This is a genomic window from Candidatus Profftia tarda (genome assembly GCF_904848675.1).
GTDB lineage: Bacteria > Pseudomonadota > Gammaproteobacteria > Enterobacterales > Enterobacteriaceae > Profftia > Profftia tarda.
The window spans coordinates 759,377-782,939 of the sequence record NZ_LR890047.1 but is presented as its reverse complement, the minus strand read 5'-3'; the positions used below and the strand labels follow the sequence as shown (position 1 = coordinate 782,939).

Annotated in this window: 19 protein-coding genes; 9 read left to right on the top strand and 10 right to left on the bottom strand. The window is 34.4% G+C overall.

The features are described 5' to 3' along the window. Positions 1–10 precede the first annotated feature (10 nt). The 9 genes from cysN (at position 11) to KTT71_RS02065 (ending at position 9,608) form a co-directional block, all read left to right on the top strand. On the top strand, positions 11–1,450 hold the full coding sequence (gene cysN, locus KTT71_RS02105; protein WP_216782219.1) for a sulfate adenylyltransferase subunit CysN: 1,440 nt from the start codon (positions 11–13) through the stop codon (positions 1,448–1,450). 28 nt (positions 1,451–1,478) lie between these two features. Further along, entirely contained in the window at positions 1,479–2,111 is a 633-nt protein-coding gene (gene cysC / locus KTT71_RS02100; protein WP_420885569.1) for an adenylyl-sulfate kinase, read from the top strand. 466 nt (positions 2,112–2,577) lie between these two features. Next, positions 2,578–3,438, top strand: coding sequence for a prolipoprotein diacylglyceryl transferase (gene lgt, locus KTT71_RS02095; RefSeq protein ID WP_216782218.1), 861 nt, complete (start codon positions 2,578–2,580; stop codon positions 3,436–3,438). Between the two features lie 77 nt (positions 3,439–3,515). After that, positions 3,516–4,310, top strand: coding sequence for a thymidylate synthase (thyA, locus tag KTT71_RS02090; protein WP_216782217.1), 795 nt, complete (start codon positions 3,516–3,518; stop codon positions 4,308–4,310). A 970-nt stretch (positions 4,311–5,280) separates the two neighbouring features. Then, entirely contained in the window at positions 5,281–6,201 is a 921-nt protein-coding gene (gene oppB, locus KTT71_RS02085; RefSeq protein WP_216782216.1) for an oligopeptide ABC transporter permease OppB, read from the top strand. Positions 6,202–6,215: 14 nt separating this feature from the next. Continuing rightward, positions 6,216–7,124 (top strand): oligopeptide ABC transporter permease OppC, encoded by a 909-nt coding sequence (gene oppC / locus KTT71_RS02080; RefSeq protein WP_216782215.1) that lies wholly within the window; start codon positions 6,216–6,218, stop codon positions 7,122–7,124. A gap of 11 nt (positions 7,125–7,135) precedes the next feature. Next, entirely contained in the window at positions 7,136–8,125 is a 990-nt protein-coding gene (oppD, locus tag KTT71_RS02075; RefSeq protein WP_216782214.1) for an oligopeptide ABC transporter ATP-binding protein OppD, read from the top strand. Beyond that, positions 8,122–9,129: a murein tripeptide/oligopeptide ABC transporter ATP binding protein OppF gene (oppF, locus tag KTT71_RS02070; protein ID WP_216782213.1), complete on the top strand. Its 1,008-nt coding sequence runs from the start codon at positions 8,122–8,124 to the stop codon at positions 9,127–9,129. The genes oppD and oppF overlap by 4 nt, the downstream gene beginning before the upstream one ends. A gap of 116 nt (positions 9,130–9,245) precedes the next feature. After that, positions 9,246–9,608 (top strand): HIT domain-containing protein, encoded by a 363-nt coding sequence (locus KTT71_RS02065; protein WP_216782212.1) that lies wholly within the window; start codon positions 9,246–9,248, stop codon positions 9,606–9,608. A 563-nt stretch (positions 9,609–10,171) separates the two neighbouring features. On the opposite strand, the gene tyrS is transcribed toward KTT71_RS02065, so the two are convergent. The 10 genes from tyrS to KTT71_RS02015 form a co-directional block, all read right to left on the bottom strand. Then, positions 10,172–11,446, bottom strand: a complete 1,275-nt coding sequence (gene tyrS / locus KTT71_RS02060; protein ID WP_216782211.1) for a tyrosine--tRNA ligase — start codon at positions 11,444–11,446, stop codon at positions 10,172–10,174. A 1,114-nt stretch (positions 11,447–12,560) separates the two neighbouring features. After that, on the bottom strand, positions 12,561–13,745 hold the full coding sequence (tuf, locus tag KTT71_RS02055) for an elongation factor Tu (protein ID WP_216782210.1): 1,185 nt from the start codon (positions 13,743–13,745) through the stop codon (positions 12,561–12,563). A gap of 65 nt (positions 13,746–13,810) precedes the next feature. Beyond that, positions 13,811–15,925, bottom strand: a complete 2,115-nt coding sequence (gene fusA, locus KTT71_RS02050) for an elongation factor G (protein ID WP_216782209.1) — start codon at positions 15,923–15,925, stop codon at positions 13,811–13,813. Positions 15,926–16,018: 93 nt separating this feature from the next. Then, complete coding sequence (rpsG, locus tag KTT71_RS02045; RefSeq protein WP_216782208.1) at positions 16,019–16,489, bottom strand: 30S ribosomal protein S7; 471 nt, start codon at positions 16,487–16,489, stop codon at positions 16,019–16,021. A 97-nt stretch (positions 16,490–16,586) separates the two neighbouring features. After that, a complete protein-coding gene (rpsL, locus tag KTT71_RS02040; protein ID WP_216782207.1) occupies positions 16,587–16,961 on the bottom strand; it encodes a 30S ribosomal protein S12 in 375 nt (124 codons plus the stop codon). Between the two features lie 138 nt (positions 16,962–17,099). After that, positions 17,100–17,387, bottom strand: a complete 288-nt coding sequence (tusB, locus tag KTT71_RS02035; protein ID WP_216782206.1) for a sulfurtransferase complex subunit TusB — start codon at positions 17,385–17,387, stop codon at positions 17,100–17,102. A 15-nt stretch (positions 17,388–17,402) separates the two neighbouring features. After that, positions 17,403–17,762 (bottom strand): sulfurtransferase complex subunit TusC, encoded by a 360-nt coding sequence (gene tusC / locus KTT71_RS02030; protein ID WP_216782205.1) that lies wholly within the window; start codon positions 17,760–17,762, stop codon positions 17,403–17,405. A gap of 13 nt (positions 17,763–17,775) precedes the next feature. After that, on the bottom strand, positions 17,776–18,165 hold the full coding sequence (tusD, locus tag KTT71_RS02025) for a sulfurtransferase complex subunit TusD (protein ID WP_216782204.1): 390 nt from the start codon (positions 18,163–18,165) through the stop codon (positions 17,776–17,778). A 737-nt stretch (positions 18,166–18,902) separates the two neighbouring features. Next, a complete protein-coding gene (gene fbaA, locus KTT71_RS02020) occupies positions 18,903–19,982 on the bottom strand; it encodes a class II fructose-bisphosphate aldolase (protein ID WP_216782203.1) in 1,080 nt (359 codons plus the stop codon). A gap of 119 nt (positions 19,983–20,101) precedes the next feature. After that, the gene (locus KTT71_RS02015; RefSeq protein ID WP_216782202.1) at positions 20,102–21,271 is read right to left on the bottom strand and encodes a phosphoglycerate kinase; all 1,170 of its coding nucleotides are present in this window, start codon (positions 21,269–21,271) and stop codon (positions 20,102–20,104) included. Positions 21,272–23,563: the final 2,292 nt, after the last annotated feature.

Sequence of the window (23,563 nt, the reverse complement as noted above, 5' to 3'; positions counted from 1 at the left end):
GAGCTACATTATGATCCGGGTTATCAATAATTTAATTGCTAATCAGATTGCTGCCCAGGGCGGCGTAGAAGCTTATCTAAAATTGCAGCAAAATAAAAGTTTATTGCGTTTCCTAACCTGCGGTAGCGTAGATGATGGAAAAAGTACTTTAATTGGCCGTTTATTGTATGATACACGACAAATTTATGAAGATCATCTTATAAGATTGCATCATGATAGTAAATCTATTGGCACCCAGAGTGAAAAATTAGATCTTGCTTTACTAGTAGATGGCTTACAAGCTGAACGTGAACAGGGTATTACCATTGACGTAGCATATCGTTATTTTTCTACTGAAAAACGTAAATTTATTATAGCTGACACCCCTGGTCATGAACAATATACCCGTAATATGGCCACAGGGGCTTCCAACTGTGACTTAGCTATTGTGCTCATAGATGCGCGCAAAGGGGTTCTAGAGCAAACTCGTCGTCATACCTTTATTGCAACACTACTTGGAATTCGTTATTTAGTAGTAGCCGTTAATAAAATGGATTTGTGTGATTATCAACAAGATGTATTTGAGCAAATAAAGCAGTATTATCTGATTTTTGCTAAAAAGTTATCGCTGGATTTAAATATCAACTTTGTGCCTCTTTCGGCTCTTGATGGAGATAATATTGCATCACGCAGTAAATTGATGGACTGGTATGACGGTCCTACTTTATTGGACATTCTAGAAACTGTAGATATTGTGCAGAACTTCAACAAGCAGTCACTGCGCTTTCCTGTGCAATATGTGAATCGTCCTAATCTAGATTTTCGTGGATATGCAGGCACGTTATCATCTGGTGTTCTTAGAGTTGGGCAGGATGTGAAAGTATTGCCTTCTGGCTTGTCTTCGCGCGTTGCTCGTATTGTGACTTTGGACGGAGATTTGCTTAAGGTTATTCCCGGAGAGGCAATAACCTTAGTTTTAGAGAACGAAATCGATATCAGCCGTGGCGATATTATAGTTTCCCTGGATTCATCTATTCCTGTTTCACGATGCGCTCAGGTAGATGTAGTATGGATGTCAGAACAGCCATTATATAAAGGGCAAAGTTTTGATATTAAAATATGTGCTAAAAAAACTAGGGTTTATATTAAAACAATCAACTATCAAATTGATATTAATAATTTAACACAGTATAAAACCGATTCACTTAATATTAACGGCATTGGCTCAGTTGAGATAATTTTTGATGAGCCGATAGCGCTTGATAGCTATCTTCACAATCACGATACAGGTAGTTTAATCTTTATAGATCGCTTAACTAATGCAACAGTTGGAGCTGGGTTAATCCGAGAGGCACATAATCAACAGGAGAAAGAAGTTATTTATTATAGCACTCTTGAAATTGAACTCAATGCTTTGGTACGTCGTAATTTCCCGCACTGGGGTGTTCATGATTTATTAGATGGTAAATAATTTTAAGAAGGACTATTGAATAACTGCTATGGATATTTTTCAAAAAACTACAAAAATTGATTTTGCTAATAACAATATTGCTTGGCATTCTCATTCAATAGGGTGCAGTGATCGTGAGAAATTGCATGGTCACAAAGGAGCAGTTATTTGGTTTACGGGACTTTCCGGCTCAGGAAAGTCATCAATAGCTGGAGCTTTAGAGCAGGAGCTATACCGCATCGGTGTCAGTACGTATTTAATCGATGGAGATAATATAAGACACGGAATATCATGTGATTTGGGGTTTAGTGATGCAGATCGTATTAAAAATATTCGCCGCATAAGCCAAATGGTTAAAATAATGCAAGATGCTGGACTTTTAGTTCTGACTGCGTTAATTTCTCCTTACCGTCATGAAAGGCAACTTGTGCGTCACATTATACCAGAAGGACGTTTTATTGAAGTGTTTGTAGATACACCTTTGGCAGTATGTGAACAACGAGATCCCAAAGGGATATACAAAAAAGCTCGTTTAGGTGAAATTAAATACTTTACTGGAATAAGCTCAATTTATGAAATGCCAGAAGAGCCTGAAATTCATTTAAATGGTCAAGAATTATTAATAGATTTAGTCGCAAAAATCTTAGAATTGCTACGGCATAAAGATATTATCAAATCTTAATAAATTATTACTAAGTATAAATATCATTAAATTCTTATATTATTGACTATTTAACCTAAGAATGTTTTTAGCAATATGTTACATTTTAATAAGTTAAAGATTAAAGTTATCGACTAATGCTTCTACAGCAAATACTATTATTTTTTATTAAATTCTGATTAACATATTTTTCTTTTAATGCAAATTACTCTTAATAGATTGCAAAATATATGTACTTCTTGAAACAAATGCTCATATAATGTTTAATTATGATTAATAATTTTATCTGAGTTATTTTGATTTCATGTATATATAACATGACGTTTAAACAGCAGCAAATATATTGTTATTTCAGAAAATAGCCCAATTTAGGAATGAGCTATCTATATAAAATATAAAAATAATTTTTTTAATCAAATTATAAAAACATTATTTAATAATATGATGTGTTATAGGATATACCAGTTTTTTAATAGTGTGGTTCTACATGACTAGCTATCTATATTTTCCTGATTTTAACCCAGTTATTTTTTCCTTAGGACCGATCTCTTTACATTGGTATGGAGTGATGTATTTATTGGGATTTATTTTCGCTCTTAAGTTGGCTTTGCGACGTGCTGAAAAACCTGAAAGCGGTTGGAATACACATGAAGTTGAAAAAATCTTATACGCAGGATTCCTCGGGGTTTTTCTAGGTGGTCGTGTAGGCTATGTTATTTTTTATAATTTTCACCTATTCCTTGAAGATCCACTTTATCTTTTAAAGGTATGGGAAGGAGGAATGTCATTCCATGGCGGTTTAATTGGAGTGATTCTAGTGATGTTAGTATTTGCGCGTAAAACACAACGTAATTTCTTTCAGGTTTCTGACTTCATTGCTCCGTTGATACCATTTGGTTTAGGATTAGGACGTTTAGGTAATTTTATTAACGGTGAGTTATGGGGACGCGTTACCACTGATACTAAATGGGCAATGTTATTTCCAAAATCACGAAACGAAGATATTATATTAGCTGCTAATAACTTAAAGTGGAAAGAAATCATAAACCATTATGGTGTATTACCACGTCATCCTTCGCAGCTTTATGAAATGCTGTTAGAAGGCGTATTGCTGTTTATAATATTAAACTTATTTATTTGCAAGAGACGTCCAGTAGTAGGTTCTGTTTCTGGCCTCTTTCTGATTGGTTACGGATCTTTACGTACTATAGTAGAGTTATTCCGTGAGCCAGATGCTCAGATCGGACTGTTTAATGGCACAATGAGTATGGGACAAATACTCTGCATACCAATGATTATTGCTGGTATTGTCGTGATAATATGGGCTTATAGATTTAGAAGATCTTAAAATATTCAATAAACTATAAAATTGCATAAGAGAAAAACTATATTTCCACTGTAGAATTATTAACCTCTTGAGGTGCGATGAAACAGTATCTTGATTTAATGAAAATAGTCCTAACTGAAGGGACAAAAAAAACTGATCGGACAAAAACTGGGACTCTCTCTATTTTTGGTTATCAGATGCGCTTCCATCTGCAAGAAGGTTTTCCCTTAGTAACTACTAAGCGTTGTCATTTCTCTTCTATCATTCATGAATTATTATGGTTTTTGAGCGGAGATACTAATATTTCTTATTTGCGTAAACATAATGTAAACATCTGGAATGCATGGGCCGATCATAATGGTGATCTCGGACCTATTTATGGTAAACAGTGGCGCGCCTGGGACACTTCCCATAACTGCCAGATTGATCAAATTAGCTTGGTTATGGAACAGCTAAAATATAATCCAGATTCACGTCGCATCATTGTTTCTGCGTGGAACGTGGGTCAATTAGATAAAATGTCTCTTGTTCCTTGTCACACATTATTCCAATTCTATCTGGCTGATGGTAAGCTATCTTGCCATCTGTATCAGCGTTCTTGCGATGTATTTCTAGGATTACCCTTCAATATTGCTTCTTACGCTCTTTTATTACATATGATATCACAGCAGCTAGATGTTAAAGTTGGTGATTTTATTTGGACCGGCGGTGATACCCACATATATACAAATCATATAGCACAAACAAAACTTCAGTTAAGCCGTAAACCTCGTTGTTTACCTAAATTATTAATTACACGTAAACCAGAATCTATTTTTAACTATCGTTTTGAAGATTTTGAGATTAAAAGTTACCATCCTCATCCAGAAATAAAAGGATCTGTAGCTATTTAATTTTGCTATATTACTTTTAGTCAAATATCTAAATGCTAAGCACGTTTTATTTAGTTTACTATTTTTCATGATAAGTTAAGATGTTAGAAGCATATATAAATTTAGCTCATTATAAAGCATAAATTACTTATACTATTACTCTAGTCAACAGAGTAATATGGTTTTATTTTTTTAATAAAATTAATACAAAGTAACAAGTTAGTGGATAATAGTTTACTATAATTCCTAATTAAGCATCGATATGTATCATCTTATTTGTATGGAAATCGGGATTAGTAAAAAAATTGAGTTTATAGCATACTTAAATGGAATACGTTTATAAACTAGAAATATATAAGTACGATGATTTTATTTACTAGAACCTGATAAAGGTTAGGTCTATGAAGACATATTCATAAATAATTATTGATCAAATCATATGATGGTAAAATAAATAATAGCATATACATCTTATTTATAAATGTATATTTCTGCTGATTTTGTATTATATCTATAAAAAGAGAGATACAATATATTATATATACTAAGAGAATCTATTTCTTACTAATATAGGATAAGATTAATTCTGGTTTTATATCTGCAACAACATATTTGCGGCATCTAGTATATTTCCATAGACCAAATAAGATCCAACAATCTTGTGTGATTTTCTTGATCTTCTATACAAGTACGAATAGTATACAATGAACAGGCATATCCAAATCATTTACTAGCTATAATAGCTACAACAGAATTTATAACGCATATATTTTCATATCTATCCCAGAGCTTTTATTCACTATGAGTCGTGAAACTTGTAGTCCTATTTGTTACAATTAAACGTATTACCGCTGATTTTTAATCTTTAGATTGATATAAAAAATTAAATCATAAAATAATGCTATAAATGACTCAAAAAATAACTCGCATAGCAAGAAGATCAGCTGAGAATATCCTAAACACTGTAGTGAAATGAAGTTGTATAATAATAATGTTAAAATTTATCTTTAGTCGTTTAGTTGAAACCATACCGACACTTTTTATTCTTATAACAATATCTTTTTTTATGATGCGATTAGCACCTGGTAGTCCTTTTAGTGGTGAACGAACATTACCACCGGAAGTACTTGCAAATATTGAGGCAAAATATCATTTACATGATCCAATATGGAAACAATACACACAATATCTCGTGCAATTATGTCATGGTGATTTTGGCCCTTCATTCAAATACAAAGATTATTCAGTGAATGATTTAGTGAGTGCTTCTTTCCCAGTATCTGCTAAATTAGGATTTACGGCATTTATGTTAGCAGTGATATTTGGTGTTATAGCAGGAGTATTAGCTGCGTTAAAGCAGAATAGTACATGGGATTACTTAGTAATGGGTTTTGCAATGATTGGTGTTGTAATACCTAGTTTTATTCTAGCGCCCTTACTAGTATTACTTTTTTCTATTCAGTTAAAATGGTTACCCGGAGGTGGATGGAATAACGGGGCTCTTAAATTTATTATTCTTCCCGTAGTATCTCTCTTCTTATCCTATATTGCTGGGATTGCTCGTATTACTCGCGGTTCTATGATTGAAGTGTTGCATTCAAATTTTATACGCACTGCACGTTCCAAAGGGTTACCTACATTACGTATTATTTTCAGTCATGCTTTAAAGCCTGCATTATTGCCTGTTATATCTTTTTTAGGCCCTACCTTTGTTAGTATTATCACTGGGTCTATGGTGATTGAAACCATTTATGGTTTACCTGGAATTGGTCAGCTATTTGTTAACGGTGCTCTCAATCGTGATTACTCCTTGGTACTGAGCTTAACAATGTTAATGGGCGTACTCACTATATTATTTAATGCAATTATTGATATGCTTTATGTTCTTTGTGATCCTAAAATACGATACTGATTAAGGGAATACCCTTGTTACAGAATAAAGAATACATTAAGTTAGCAGAAAATTTTACTAGAGATTTAGAATTAGAGGGGCGTAGCTTATGGAAAGATGCACGCCGTCGTTTCGTAAACAATCGAGCAGCGCTATCTAGCCTATTTGTACTTATATTGATTGCGCTTTTTGTATCTATAGCGCCCATGATCTCTCAGTTTTCCTATGATGATACTGATTGGGAAATGATATCAGAGGCACCTAATATGACCTCTGGTCATTATTTTGGCACTGATTCTTCTGGGCGAGATCTATTAGTACGTATTGGGATTGGTGGTCGTATCTCTCTGATTGTGGGTATTGCTGCAGCCTTGGTTTCTATTGTAGTAGGTACTTTATATGGTGCAGTAGCAGGTTATATTGGCGGTAAAACAGATTCTGTAATGATGCGTATTCTTGAGATACTAAATTCATTTCCCTTCATGTTCTTTGTGATTCTTATGGTGACCTTTTTAGGACAGAATGTGCTCTTAATATTTATTGCTATTGGTATGGTTTCCTGGTTAGATATGGCACGTATCGTTCGTGGTCAAACATTGAGTTTAAAACGTAAAGAATTTATCGAAGCTGCTTTTGTAGGAGGATTATCGACTATTACAATAGTCAGTCGTCATATAATACCTAATGTGCTAGGGGTAGTAGTCGTTTATGCGTCTCTCCTTGTTCCGAGTATGATTCTATTCGAGTCCTTTCTAAGCTTTCTTGGCTTGGGTATTCAAGAACCGCTGAGCAGTTGGGGAGCACTATTAAGTGATGGAGCCAAAGCAATGGAAGTTGCTCCATGGCTGTTGATATATCCCTCCGCTTTTTTAGTGGTTACTCTATTTTGTTTTAACTTTATTGGTGATGGGCTACGTGATGCCATAGACCCTAAAAATCTGTAAGGATTTATGCGATGATACTAACAGAGACAAGCGCAGAGTTATTGCTTGTGGTAAAAAATCTTCGTGTAATTTTTTCTACTAAAGACGGGAATATTACAGCAGTAAATGATTTAAGTTTTTCAATACGGGAAGGTGAAACATTAGGTATAGTAGGTGAGTCCGGTTCAGGCAAATCTCAAACTGCTTTTGCACTAATGGGTTTGCTAGCAAAAAATGCTAGCATAAGCGGTTTTGCTTTTTTACAAGGTCGTCAAATTCTTAATTTATCTGAAAAAAAACTTAACAAGTTGCGTGCTCAAGAAATTGCAATGATCTTCCAAAATCCAATAACCGCGCTAAATCCGTATATGCAAGTTGGGCAACAATTAATGGAAGTGTTAATATTTCATAAGGGTATGCGCAAGAAGAAAGCTTTTGAAGAGTCTGTGCAGATGCTAGATGCAGTGAAAATTTCTGAACCTCGAAAGCGTATGATGATGTTTCCACATGAGCTTTCCGGTGGCATGGGCCAAAGAGTAATGATTGCTATGGCGTTGTTATGTCGACCTAAGTTATTAATTGCTGATGAACCTACAACAGCTCTAGACGTTACAGTTCAAGCGCAAATCATGACTCTTTTTAATGATCTTAAAAGAGATTTTAATACATCTATTATTATAATTACGCATGATCTTGGTGTAGTTGCAGGCATATGTGACAAAATACTAATTATATATGCAGGTAGAATGATGGAGTATGGCAATGTGCGAGACTTATTTTATTCACCAAGCCATCCATATTCGATAGGATTGCTTAATGCTATTCCGCGCTTGAATTGCGAAAACAAATACCTTTTGACGATTCCTGGGGATCCACCAAATATGCTTTGTTTACCTCAAGGATGTCCATTTAATACCCGCTGTTCCTATGTTACTGAGCTGTGTATGAAGATGCCTTCATTAAAAAAATTTGGAGAAGATCGTGTGCGTGCATGTTTCAAGGAAGTCGAGGAATTATCATGATCCAAGACAGCGAAGATAAACAAGCATTACTTGAAGTAAATAACTTAAAAGTTTATTTTAAGGTGAAAGATAAAAAGACATCATTATGTCGCCCCAATAAAATTCTAAAAGCCGTTGATGGCATAACTTTGCGTTTGTATGCAGGTGAAACTTTAGGTATCATCGGTGAGTCTGGGTGCGGTAAATCCACTTTTGCAAGAGCTATTATTGGTCTGGCACAAGTTACCCATGGAAGCGTAGTATGGCGGGGAAGAGATCTGCTCAAATGCGACACCAAACACTGGCGTAAAGTACGCAAAGATATTCAGATTATTTTTCAAAATCCTCTGTCTTCTTTAAACCCACGTATGACGATTGGTGAAATTATTTCGGAGCCTCTGCGTACTTATCATGCAAGCATGTCCCGCAAGGAAGTCAAAAATAGCGCAATAAACATGATGATAAAAGTAGGGCTGATACCTAACTACATTAATCGTTATCCGAATGAATTATCCGGTGGGCAGTGTCAGCGTGTTGCTATTGCACGTGCGCTGCTTTTTGATCCCAAATTAATTATATGTGATGAACCTGTCGCTGCATTAGATGTGTCTATTCAAGCGCAAGTAGTCAACTTATTGCAAAAGTTGCAATGCGAGGAGACAGGTCTTGCTATGATCTTTATCGCTCATGATTTAGCAGTGGTAAAACATATTTCCGACTGGGTTATGGTAATGTACCTTGGACATGTAATTGAGTTTGGTACATATGAAGCAGTTTATGATAATCCCCAGCATCCTTATACTAAAGCTCTACTCTCTGCAGTCCCTATCCCCGATCCTGATATGGAAAAAGGGAAGAAAATACATGTATTAGAAGGAGAAATCCCTTCACCATTCCATCCACCTTCAGGTTGCATTTTTCGTACTCGTTGCCCTATATCAGAGCCTAAATGCGCTTTAACGATCCCGCTAATAGATGGTAGTGTCCGTCATACAGTTGCGTGTCTAAAAGTAAATACGATCTAAAAACAAAGAATATTTTAGAATTAGGTTTAGATTGTTGTCTCTATAAATTTGTTGTACTGTATTTATAAAGAACGCATAATATTTTTATTTCTGTTTATTAGTTAAGGATATCTATTTTGAGAGAAGAAACTATTTTTAGCAAAATAATTAGTCATGAAATCCAAGCCGATATACTCTATCAAGATGATTTGGTTACTGCATTTCGAGAAATATCCCCACAGGCGCCAAGCCATATTTTAATTATTACTAACCAAGTAATTCGGACTATTAATGATGTTACAATAGAACACGAAGCTACACTAGGTCGCATGATCATCTCAGCGTCTAAAATAGCTCTACAAGAAGGCATTGCTCAAGATGGTTACCGCTTGATCATTAATTGCAATAGTAATGCAGGGCAGGAAATATATCATATCCATATGCATCTTTTAGGAGGTCGAGCCTTAGGGCCTTTGCTTGCTTTGCAAGAGAAACAATAACTTTACAGTAGGTAGTTTGCTGTGATAATGAATATATTTGATGATTCTATTTAACGATATTTTTAGATCTATCTTTCTTTAATGGTCTTTAATGTTTATTTGAATTATTGATAAGTAACCTCATAGCATTAATCTTTAAGATTTTAGAAATTTTATTCATTAATTAGATATATAATTTTAGTTAAAAATATGATCTAAAATCTTTTGATTATTGAGCCTGCTAGAATCCAAGTGTATTGTAATAAGATATTTCAATAATAATTCCCAGAATAAGCTGGCTGCTGTATTATAACCTAAAACAAGTATTTAATATATAATGATCAATGAAATATTTAATTTTAGTAGCAGATATCGCAGTTATGATCATTATATTATAATATTTAGTTGATGTTTTTAATTTATTTGGATCACAATACTCTAACTGTGTGCTTTTTTGTACTACAAAATTCTCTGTGCACATTATTTTTTATTTAGGTATAATATAAAAATTATCAAAAAATAGTATTGCATTACGATAAATAGGTTTTATAATATAAGTATTTAAATGCCTTTTCATATGTATATTATGTCCAACAAACAAGGCAGTAATCCTTTTTACCACGACGCAATAAAGTAAAGATCCCAAACAGACGATCTGTATCATTGAACCTATATTCAGGATTAGATTGTTTATGTCCATTGATGCTAATCGCATTAGAAGCGATCGTTTTGCGCGCCTGTCTGCGAGACTTTTGTAGTTCACCATAAATCAGTGCATCTATTAAATCTGCAGTGCGTTTAAGCTTGATCATAGGAATGCCATCTTGTGCCAACTGATTAAAGTCAGCTTTGGTCAGTTCGCCAATTATACCATAAAATAGACTATTAGTGATGCGTTTTGCAGCAGCAAGTCCTTCTGTACCGTGAATCATACGAGTTACAAGATCAGCTAAAATACGCTGCGCATTTGGAGCTTTGCAGCTGTTTTTATCTTTTTCTTCAAGTGCGTTTATCTCGTTTAGATGCATAAAAGTAAAAAATTTCAAAAACTTATAGACGTCCTTATCAGCTGTATTCATCCAGAATTGATAGAATCTATATGGACTAGTTTTATTGGAATCTAACCAGATTGAGCCGTGCTCTGTTTTACCAAATTTAGTACCATCTGCTTTGGTAATTAATGGAAGCGTCAAGCCCCAGACTTGTTTCTGGTGCAGACGACGGGTTAGATCAATACCTGAAATAATATTTCCCCACTGATCAGAACCACCTATTTGTAGTTCAACACCGTATAGTTTGTTTAAATTAGCAAAGTCGTAAGCCTGCAGTAGGTTGTAAGAGAACTCAGTGAAAGAGATTCCAGCTTTATCTTGGATTAATCTTTGTTTTATAGTTTCTTTTTTAACCATCTGGTTCACAGAGAAATATTTACCAATATCACGCAGGAAGGTGATAATATTCATATTTTGAAACCAATCGTAGTTGTTAGCTACAATAGCGCTTTTCTCATCGCAATCGAAATTTAATAATGGTGTTACTTGACGGCGTATTTTTGTTACCCATTCAGACACGGTCTCCTGAGTATTTAATCTGCGTTCATTTGCTTTAAAACATGGATCACCGATAAGACCCGTGGCTCCGCCTAATAAAGCAATCGGTTTATGACCTTCTAACTGGAAACGCTTCAGACACAGCAGTGGCACTAAATGTCCTAAATGCAAGCTATCAGCCGTAGGATCGAAGCCGCAATATAGTGTTAATGGACCTTCTGCTAGTCTTTTTATGAGCTCTTCCCGATGGGTTACTTGGGCAAGTATTCCTCGCTCTTGCAGTTGTTTAATTAAATTTTCATTCTCCATGAACACTCCATTATTTTTACTTGATCTCGATCTATTCTAGACTACCGGTCTAGTATGGAAGATACACTAAAATAGTCACGAATGCTTTTTTATATTCAGTTCGTCTTTTAATAGTAAAGACGGATAATGAATTAATATCTTATTAAGATTCATAATTTTTGAAGAAAAGTAAATGCGCATCATTTTATTTTTTATTTATATAGTATTAAAATATATTTTAATACTATATAAATAAAAAAATTAGGTAATGGAATTATCTTCTTGGAATCTAATTTTTCCATATAAAGAAGTTTACTGGTCAATTTCTTCCTAATTAAATCATAAAATAGTACTGTGCATCAATTCATATATATTTTATAGCTGATAAAATATATGTAATTTTAAAGAACAAATTTATTTATATATAGAAAAGAGAATTCATTTCTAATGAATTATTAGACGTTAGCTATTAGCTTATATTATGCAATATTCATTTATTACTTCAAAAAATATTAGAGGTAAAATATCAGATAAATATTAAACGATATTCGAATTTTATATAAAATTACTATCTTATATACTTCATCTTCTTAAAAATTAATGGAGTATTATTAAAAATATTTTATTAACTAAGTAAAAAACTGTATTGATTAGACATCCCATAGCAGTTTGTAAATAATAATATTGAGTGACTTCTGCTTATTAAGATCTTATGATAATAGAGAATTACAGCGTTCTTAAATAACTAACGTTATTAGTATTAAATATTATAAATCTTATATAGATTTATAATATTTCGAGTTTTTAGGTTATTAAAATTTTTAGTTTAATCACTATTTTTAGGAACTTAGTAAATATAATAATATCACTAGAAGCATCAAATATTCAATCATCTAATAAGAATTCAAATATAGTGCGACATATGACAATTGATTAACAAAGATGCAAGTAGTTCTGTATTTATAATTTTTCCTAGTTTACTAGGATTGATAGACTTATTATCTGTGATTTTATAAAAATTTCTAATTTTATGAACATCTTTTTAATTTATATAAGATCGATAAACTCTTATATTTTAACTAATAAAAGGGCGACTTGGCGCCCTTTTATTAGTTAAAACTAAATATTTTAAATATTATTCTATTACTCTTGCTACAATCCCAGCACCAACAGTACGGCCTCCTTCACGTATTGCAAAACGCAGACCATCATCCATTGCAATAGGGTGGATTAGGGTGACGATCATTTGTATATTATCGCCTGGCATTACCATTTCAACCCCTTCTGGTAATTCAATGGTGCCAGTTACGTCAGTAGTACGGAAATAAAATTGTGGACGGTATCCTTTAAAAAATGGAGTATGACGTCCTCCTTCGTCTTTTGTAAGAACATAAACTTCTGATTCGAATTTAGTATGTGGTTTTATTGATCCTGGCTTAGATAAAACCTGACCACGTTCTATTTCTTCGCGCTTGATACCACGTAACAAAATACCTACGTTCTCGCCAGCACGTCCTTCGTCTAGCAGTTTACGGAACATTTCAACGCCAGTACAAGTTGATTTCACGGTATCTTTTATACCAACTATTTCAACCTCTTCACCTACCTTAATAATTCCTCGTTCTACTCGCCCGGTAACAACAGTACCCCGACCAGAGATAGAGAATACGTCTTCTATTGGTAGTAAAAAAGGCTTATCGATCGCACGTTCTGGTTCTGGGATATAATGATCTAGGGTTTGTGCTAATTCTGTAATCTTATCTTCCCACTCCTTGTCGCCTTCTAGTGCTTTTAGGGCAGAACCGCGAATTATTGGAGTATCATCTCCGGGAAAGTCATACTGAGATAGAAGTTCACGAACTTCCATTTCTACTAGTTCAAGCAATTCTTCATCGTCAACAATATCACATTTATTCATAAATACAATTATGTATGGCACACCAACTTGACGAGCTAGAAGGATATGCTCACGAGTCTGAGGCATAGGACCATCAGTTGCAGCAACAACTAATATAGCACCATCCATCTGAGCTGCACCAGTAATCATATTTTTAACGTAGTCGGCATGCCCTGGGCAATCAACGTGAGCATAGTGACGATTCTGGGTATCATATTCAACGTGAGAAGTATTTATCGTGATACCCCTAGCTTTTTCTTCTGGTGCATTATCTATCTGATCGAATGCTCGGGCAGAACCTCCATACATTTTTGCTAGAACGCTGGTGATTGCAGCTGTTAGGGTCGTCTTACCGTGATCAACGTGACCAACAGTACCTACGTTAAGATGAGGTTTTTTACGTTCAAATTTTTCTTTAGACATTGCTTTTTCCTTACTCTTGTGTTCTTCCTTTGAGAGAGTACTTGATCATTTTTTAAACCAGTATCTTATTTGCCACGAGCTTCAATAACAGCTTGCGCAACATTTCTAGGGGCATCATCGTATTTCAGAAACTCCATAGAGTAAGATGCACGCCCTTTAGTCAGAGAACGTAATTGAGTTGCGTACCCGAACATCTCAGATAATGGAACTTCAGCGTGAATAATAACTCCAGTACTATTAGATTCTTGACCACGAAGAATGCCACGTCGGCGACTTAGATCACCTATTACGTCACCGGTATTCTCTTCTGGAGTCTCTACTTCAACTTTCATGATCGGCTCTAGAAGAATTGGTTGAGCTTTTTTAAAGGCATCTTTAAAGGCTATATAAGCAGCTAACTTAAAAGATAGCTCTGAGGAGTCAACATCATGGTAAGACCCGAAGTGTAGACGTACGCCAATATCAACCACCGGATATCCAGCTAATGGACCACATTTAAGCTGTTCCCGTATCCCCTTATCAACTGCAGGAATGTATTCTCCGGGAATTACGCCACCCTTAATATCGTTTATGAACTCGTAACCTTTTGAGTTTAATCCTGGTTCTAGTGGGTACATATCTATAATTACATGACCGTATTGACCACGACCACCAGACTGTTTGGCATGCTTTCCTTCTATATCAGTAACTTTAATACGTATTGTTTCACGGTACGCAACTTGAGGTTTTCCTATGTTTGCTTCGACATTAAATTCTCGTTTCATGCGGTCGACAATAATGTCGAGGTGTAGTTCACCCATGCCTGCAATTATTGTTTGGTTAGATTCTTCATCAGTCCATACACGGAATGATGGGTCTTCTTTAGCAAGGCGACTCAGAGCAATTCCCATTTTTTCTTGGTCACTTTTGGTTTTTGGTTCTACAGCTATTGAAATTACCGGTTCGGGAAATTCCATTCTCTCTAGAATGATTGGCGCATCTGGATGGCACAAAGTGTCACCCGTCATCACGTCTTTTAAACCAATAGCAGCAGCGATATCTCCCGCGCGAACTTCTTTAATCTCTTCACGTTTATTAGCGTGCATTTGCACAATACGGCCAAAACGTTCACGTGCAGATCTGAGAGGATTCAGTACGGTATCGCCAGAGTTAATTACGCCAGAGTAAATCCGAAAAAAAGTTAAATTTCCAACGAATGGGTCATTAGCTATTTTAAAGGCCAGAGCGGCAAAAGGCTCACTATCATTAGCTCTACGCTCGGAAGGAGTATCCTTGCCATCGTCTAGAATACCATTAATAGCAGGTACTTCTATCGGAGATGGTAAATAATCAATTACTGCATCCAGCATTGCTTGCACACCTTTGTTCTTGAATGCAGATCCGCAGGTTACGAGAATAATTTCGTTCTTTAGTACTCTTTGACGAAGAGCTTGTTTAATCTCTTCTTCACTTAGTTCGTGACTATTTAAGTATTTTTCCATCAGTTCCTCTGAAGCATCTGCTGCTGCTTCTATCAGGTTCTGGCGCCATTCTTCAGCTAAATCAATCATATCTAGAGGAATATTTTTGTATTCGAAGGTCACTCCTTGATCAGCATCATTCCATTTGATTGCTTTCATCTTCACTAGATCAATAACACCAACAAAGCTTTCTTCAGCTCCAATGGCCAGCTGCAGTGGAACAGGATTACCACCTAAGCGGGTTTTTATTTGCCCAACAACTTTAAGGAAATTAGCGCCCATGCGGTCCATTTTGTTCACAAATGCTATTCGTGGAACTCTGTATTTATTTGCCTGACGCCATACTGTTTCAGACTGAGGTTGAACACCACCAACGGCGCAGTAAACCATTACAGCACCATCAAGAACGCGCATGGAACGTTCTACTTCTATTGTAAAGTCAACATGTCCTGGTGTATCAATTATGTTTACACGGTGTGGCTCAAATTGCTTAGCCATGCCAGACCAGAATGCAGTAGTAGCAGCAGATGTGATTGTAATACCACGTTCTTGTTCTTGCTCCATCCAGTCCATAGTTGCAGCACCGTCATGAACTTCACCTATTTTATGATTGACACCAGTGTAGAAAAGGATACGTTCGGTAGTAGTAGTCTTGCCGGCGTCAATATGTGCGCTAATACCTATATTACGATAACGAGCAATTGGTGTTGTACGAGCCATTGAATTCCTCTATAACTAGAATGCTCAAGCTAAATCAAATATACGAGGTTGCTTGCTTGAAGCGATTTCTTTATTAATATACATGTATGTATATTACCAACGATAGTGCGCAAACGCCTTGTTGGCTTCAGCCATTCGGTGAACATCTTCACGTTTTTTAACTGCAGTACCTTTATTTTCTGCAGCATCATAAAGTTCTTTAGATAATCTAATAGCCATAGATTTATCACCTCTTTTACGAGCACCTTCAACGATCCAACGCATTGCCAAGGCATTGCGACGCACCGGTCGGACTTCTACTGGTACCTGATAAGTAGAGCCTCCAACACGACGAGATTTAACCTCAACTGCTGGGCGAACGTTTTCTAGGGCTACTTCAAAAGATCCAAGTTCGCTTTTCCCAGACCTATCAGATAGGGTTTTAAGAGCTGTGTATACAATAGCTTCTGCAGTTGATTTTTTACCATCTACCATCAGGATATTAATAAATTTAGCCAATAATTCTGATCCGAACTTAGGATCAGGCAAAATTTTACGCTGTCCAATGACTCTACGACGTGGCATATAAATCTCCGTTGTTAATTCAGGGTTTTCCAAAACTCTATAATTTGAGCTTGACATTAAAAATTTAAAAAGTTTGGCCTTACTTAACAGAGAACTATTAAGCTTTTGGCTTCTTCACACCATATTTAGATCGTGATTTCTTACGGTCTTTCACGCCTGAGCAGTCAAGAGCACCACGAATAGTGTGGTAACGAACACCAGGTAAATCTTTTACACGCCCGCCACGAATTAGTATGACGCTGTGTTCTTGAAGGTTATGACCCTCACCGCCAATATAGGAGGTCACTTCAAAACCGTTTGTTAAGCGCACACGACAAACTTTCCTGAGTGCTGAATTTGGTTTTTTAGGAGTAGTGGTATATACGCGAGTGCATACTCCACGTTTTTGAGGGCAGGCCTGCAGAGCAGGCACATTGCTTTTAGCAACCTTCACTGATCGTGGTTTACGTACTAGCTGGTTAATTGTGGTCATTAATAGTTCCCTAGTATTTGTTGTGTTTCTAACTTTATAACAAGTGTGAAAATATCCGATAAAGATATGGATAAAAATTAGGAAAAAAATTTCATGGCTGCTCAAAATAGGTATCAAGAAATATATAAAATAGTGTCTTTACCAAGATAACTGTTGCTTATGTAGGACACTTAGTGCAACAAATTCATTATAATTTAGCAGTACAATATTAGGAGAAATTCTATTACTCAAACCTCTAGCAAGCACATCAACTTTTATTGCAAATAGAAAAGTAGAAGTATACATTAGATTAGTAAGAGCCTCGGTATTTATTAATCCGCATAACACACCGTCTTGTAGTAACAAGATAGCGTCATTATTGCTTGCGATGGCATAAAGAGTTTTCAGATCTGCTGCATTTGGAGACTTGGTCACCGTATGTAACATATAAAACTCCTGATACTAGAACGTTAGTACAATATCGCATTGTTCAATATTTTTTCTTATCTGTTCTGCACTGACTAGATTTACTTTAACAATCCAGTTCTGAAAATTATTTAAACCTCTTTCATCCAGGGATTCTAAACACATATAGACATCTATGATATCGTATATAGACATTACGGCAAAGGTTACCACGTAATTATGGCAGAGAATTTCATTCGGTTTTTGATCAGGCATTAGCTGTAAAACACCGTCACCAAGAAAAAATACTTGAATGTCTTTGCTGTAGGCAGATGCTGCTAGTAGCGCATCTAACCCTTCTCTCCCTGCGCTTGTTGTATGTGGAGGTTGAATAAAAACAAATGCTAAACGTTTCATATTTACATCTATCTTAAAACTGCATTAAGCGATCGCTCTTAAGAGCTGCTTCGGCCAATGATCCTAGACCGCTCAATATAAAGCCATTCTGTAAATTAAAAGTGTATAGACCAAGTTCATTAGCTAAACTTAGTGAAACAACGCCGCGACGTAAAGCAGCAGCGACACATACATTAAGAACTACGTTATTTTCTTCCGCTAGAATATGCCATGCACGTACTAGATCTAATTCATTATTTGCTGGTGAGGTCAGATTATTAGCGTTGCTTACTCCTTCTCTATAGAAAAATACATTCAGTAAACGATGTTTATTAGCAATGAGGGCCTCTGCAAATTGATATGCGCTGCTAGCAGCCTGTGTACCATAGGCTGGACCAGTCACAAGAAGAGAGTAACTAATCATTAACGATAGCTATCCCCCTTATGATACCGCCTTTTACTTGGTAAATATATATTCATTAGTTAATTGTATTGATTGATATTAAATTAATCGTATTTTATAAGTATATCATAATTTTTATTATTTGTATTATTTGAAATCTTAGGATGTCTAACGAAACTTTGTAAAAGTTTAATATTAAGATGCGTGGTTAATAAAGAACAAATAATACATCACAGTTATTAGATAGAATTGTATTCTCTGAATGATTCAATATAAACTCTAGATAATCTCAGTGTAGTAAATGTATATTTGTTTTTTAAAAATATATAAATTAGTTGTTTGATTTTTAATGCATGATTCATTAATTTATCATAGCGCTGTTTGTGAGAATGCATTATACTGTTGATAGGTTTATTGAAATATACAAAGAATATTTTCCTATATATCTATATATGTAAATTACACACCTATGGATGATGATAAATATCATTATTCTATTTGATGGAAATATATTATGTTATCTAAATTAGACATTTAGTATATAGATTAACCATTAACAGTTGTGTTCTATATTGCTGATGCAATATAGAATAGATTATAGATCTGCATAATTTATGTGCTGATTCTTGAAGGTCACAATCATAACTTGTTCTTAATGATCCTTATTAGTCAATCCAGCCTTATTATTCTCTCTAATACCAAATATATTTTACTAAGCATTATAATCTTAAGAATCTTTAGTAATATTTAGACAAGAATCAGAGAACGTTTTTGCAGTTTAATTCCTCGAATGCCTGCTCTAAACGGGTGATCATACTATTTTGAGCGGCACGCAGCCAAACACGCGGTTCATAGTATTTCTTGTTAGGTATATCCATGCCGTTAGGGTTGCCTAACTGTTTCTGGAGATAGACTTCATATTTTTTGTAGTAGCTCATAATACCAGTCCAAGTTGCCCATTGAGTATCGGTATCAATATTTATTTTGACTACGCCGTAGCTGATAGCTTCTTTGATTTCTGCGGTAGTAGAGCCAGAACCCCCGTGAAACACGAAGTTTAAGTTGTTTTTTGGTAAATTATGTTTTTTGGAAACATAGCATTGAGAATTATACAGAATTTTTGGAGCTAGTTGTATGTTGCCTGGCTTATAAACTCCGTGTACATTACCAAAAGAAGCAGCTATAGTAAAACATGGGCTTATCTCGATTAGTTTGGTATAGGCATAGTCAACATCTTTTGGGTGAGTATACAATGCAGCGCTATCTATATTACTGTTATCTAATCCATCTTCTTCCCCACCAGTGCAGCCCAGCTCAATTTCTAGTGTCATTCCTATTTTAGACATACGTTTTAGATATTTCGAACATATCTCAATATTCTCTTCTAGAGGCTCAGCTGACAAGTCAATCATGTGAGAAGAAAATAATGACTTCCCGGTGGCTGTAAAATAGTTTTCACCGGCATCTAATAGTCCATCTAGCCATGGCAGTAGTGCTCTAGAGCAATGGTCAGTGTGCAGCATCACTGGAATATCGTAGTACTTAGCCATTTGGTGAACGTGATGTGCACCAGAAATAGCACCACAGATAGCTGCATCTTGAGGATACTTGCTACTTATAGCTTTTCCAGCAATAAATGCAGCTCCTCCGTTGGAGAATTGGACTATAACCGGAGCACGTACTTTTAACCCTGACTCCATTACTGCATTAATAGAGTCTGTACCAATACAGTTCACAGCAGGCAATGCAAAATTATTTTTTTTGGCTATATGAAATATTTTTTGAACATTATCACCAGTTATTACCCCTGGTTTAATAAAATCAAATATTTTACACATATTAAGTTATCCTCTTTTTTGAGATATTTTTAATAAAGTTCTTTTATTTGTTTAATGCAGGAAATATAGAAAAACTCTTCACTGATTTAAACACCGGTCAAAATAGAGGCTATACTCCTTTACCGTGATTTCTTATTAATCTTCTTAGCTTGCTCTTCAAGCATCATGACAGCGGGCAGCTTGTTGCCCTGAATGAATTCAAGTAATGATCCACCGCCAGTAGAAATGTAAGAAATTTTTTCTGCGATCCCGAACATGTCAATAGCTGCTAGAGTATCACCACCTCCCGCAATAGAGAATGCAGTACTAGCAGCAATTGCCTCAGCAACAATTTTTGTTCCTTGACAGAAATTAGGGAATTCAAATACTCCTACTGGTCCATTCCATAAAATGGTTTTTGCATTCTTCAGAATTTCTGATAGTGCGTATGCAGAGATGTCACCCAGATCTAAAATCTGTTCATCATCTTTAATATCTTCTACAGATTTCATTATTGCAATAGACGTTTCAGAGAACTCGGTAGCAACCCGTACGTCAGTTGGCACCGGGATATCATAGGCAGCTAATAGTCTTTTTGCTTCTTCGACCATATGAGATTCGTATAGAGATCTACCTACTTTGTAGCCTTTCGCAGCAATAAAGGTATTTGCTATTCCACCGCCAACAATTATCTTGTCGGCAATTTTCGATAAAGAATCTAGTAGATTTAGTTTGGTAGAAACTTTTGATCCACCAACAATAGCGACGATTGGGTGTTTGAGATTTCCAAGTGTTAGAAGCTCTGCGGATAGCAGAGGACCCGCACATGCTATAGGAGCAAATTTTCCTACACCGTTAGTCGAAGCATGTGCGCGATGCGCGGTGCCGAATGCATCCATAACATAAATATCACAAAGACTTGCATATTTCTTAGACAGTTTTTCGTCGTTTTTTGTTTCTCCTTTGTTGAAACGAACATTTTCTAGAATTACAAGCTCACCTTTTGCAAGGTCAACTCCGTTAAGATAGTCTATAACCAGACGCACCGGTAACTGCAGGTGTTCTTTAAGATAGTTAACTACAGGCAATAAAGAGTATTCTTCGCTGTATTGACCTTCAGTAGGACGTCCTAGATGTGAAGTTACCATAACTAGAGCGCCTTGCTTCAACGCAGCTTTAATGGTGGGTAAGGCTGCACGGATTCGTGCATCAGAAGTTACTGCTCTATTTTTTACTGGAACGTTGAGATCTGAACGGATCAGAACGCGTTTACCAGAAAGATCTAAATCTTTCATATTAATAATAGACATCTTAAAAGCCTCTCTTGGATTGACTGAAATTTTTTATCATTGCAATCAGGAACGGCTGTTACTCCATTTATAAAATATTTCGAGGAATATTATACCGTACTATTTAATACAAGCGCTAAAATATATCTGCTCTTATAAAAAGAATTTTTCTAAGACATGAATCATTTACTAGCATCTGTATGTCATAAATTGTAGCAATATGCTTGTGGTTTATAAAATAAGTAAAACATTGATAAATCTATATATTCAAGAATATCATCTAATAATTCATTTGCGGCTTTTCGTGACAATTATATCGAGATAACAAACTATTTTCTTAATACTACTACTAAATAAATAATCATAACTATAATTTCTTGCATGTCTCTTGAAATGGAATGAAGTGATTAGATCAGTTTAAGTTTGCGGGTAATATATAAAATTTTTTTATTCTTTTACAGACAAACTAACTATTGCATTGCGGAGTTTGTTTAGGGTGGTATATATAAATGTATATTACTTAACATAGTTAATTAATTTATTAGTTAGGCGTAACTCCTTGTATAATTAGCCTGTGTTGAAAATTTCATAATAGATATCTTGTATTGCTTGATGCGCAATTTATCATATTTAAGGTGCTTGTCTCTACACAACTTGATAAGTATATTAAGCCATCTTATGGCGACGACATTAAGATTATAACTATGTTAAATATAACATTATTTTCTGTCGTTGTTTCTGCATATATTTAGATCCTCTATTAGTGTTATTCTGATATAAGTTGTTTAGACTCTACTCTAAGTAGAGTGTAATTAAAAAAATCATTAAAAATTTTTTTTAAAAAATTGTATTGCGATTACTAGTAAATCTTTTTAATTTTTAATAGAATAACCAACTACATATTTTATATGTTAAAATATGATTGCAATCAATATTGAATTTTATTAAAAAATATCTGATTACATTTTATTTAATAAATTTTAATATAATCTTAAGCTTATAATGATAGCGGCTTAAAAATCTATATTTACGATGTATATGGTATTAATAATATCCCATAAACTAACTGCATGCTTTCAGAGAATCATACAGTAAATCTCATAAAAATAGATGTAGCTATGAATTAATTGTGATCGAATATTTAGATTAGTTATTAAAGACAATATAGCATACAAAAAAAATATTTTGCATCTCAGAAAAGATTAAATAGTTACTAAATATTAAAATACTTAAGATTTCTTTGTATAGAATGTCTAGATAAATATTTGGTTATTAAATAAAGATTAAAGTATCAACTAATTGTTAGCAAGCATTTTATAAGGTCTTATAAAAATATTTTAGACTACTTCTAGATGCTGAGTAATATTATTAAACATATATTTGGTTTTAAAATAATACAATTTAGTAGTTTTTTAAAAGATAACACTAAAAACTAAGAATACCTGTGGTTATAACAAAAAATAATATTATGATCTGAAGAATAAAGATAACTCTCTTAATAAGAGGACAGATTTTTACTTATAATATTTCAGGATACCTATATTTATTCTCTTGTCTACATCTAATCATTAGAAGCATTGATAGATATATCATCTAAAACTTATAAGTTACAATTTAATCAAGGATTAAGAATCCTGTGATTATCTAGAATTTTTATGTCTATATAAAATAGATCAAATTTTATTATAAATTACTGCAAACTATAACAACTCCATGTACACATGGATGCAATATGACATAAATACAATATAATTGAATTAAAAAATGTATATAATATTTATTATAGATGAGATGTTTAGTGATGTTATGTGTGTTTTAACATAAAATGAAAGTTTTAAATAGATATAAAGCGTCTGCACTCACAAAAAATTGAAAGGATATTTTACAAAATTAACGTAATTTCTTCAGTGGTTCAGAGCAAGAAGAATAATGTGATCGAATTTATTATAAAACAAGTATCATTCTAATATATATGCGGTTAATTACATAGCCTATCTACTACATGATAAGCTTGTTACTTTACTATTGAAATGAAGATATTGTAAAGAGAAATAATCTAAATATTTAAAATATATTAATTGCATAGTACAACTATCTATTATAGGTATAGTTATACTAAGAAAATCTCTCTTATTAAAATAATCATAATGTTATAATCTATCATAATTTTATATTATCTTTTCTAGACTTAGTTAGTCAATCAATTATATTACTTCTATATGTGTTTATAGCGCAATCAACTATTTTATCGACTCATAGGTTTTGCACATTAATTATTTTGTATGCCTAGAAAATTTTTTATCATTAAATAAT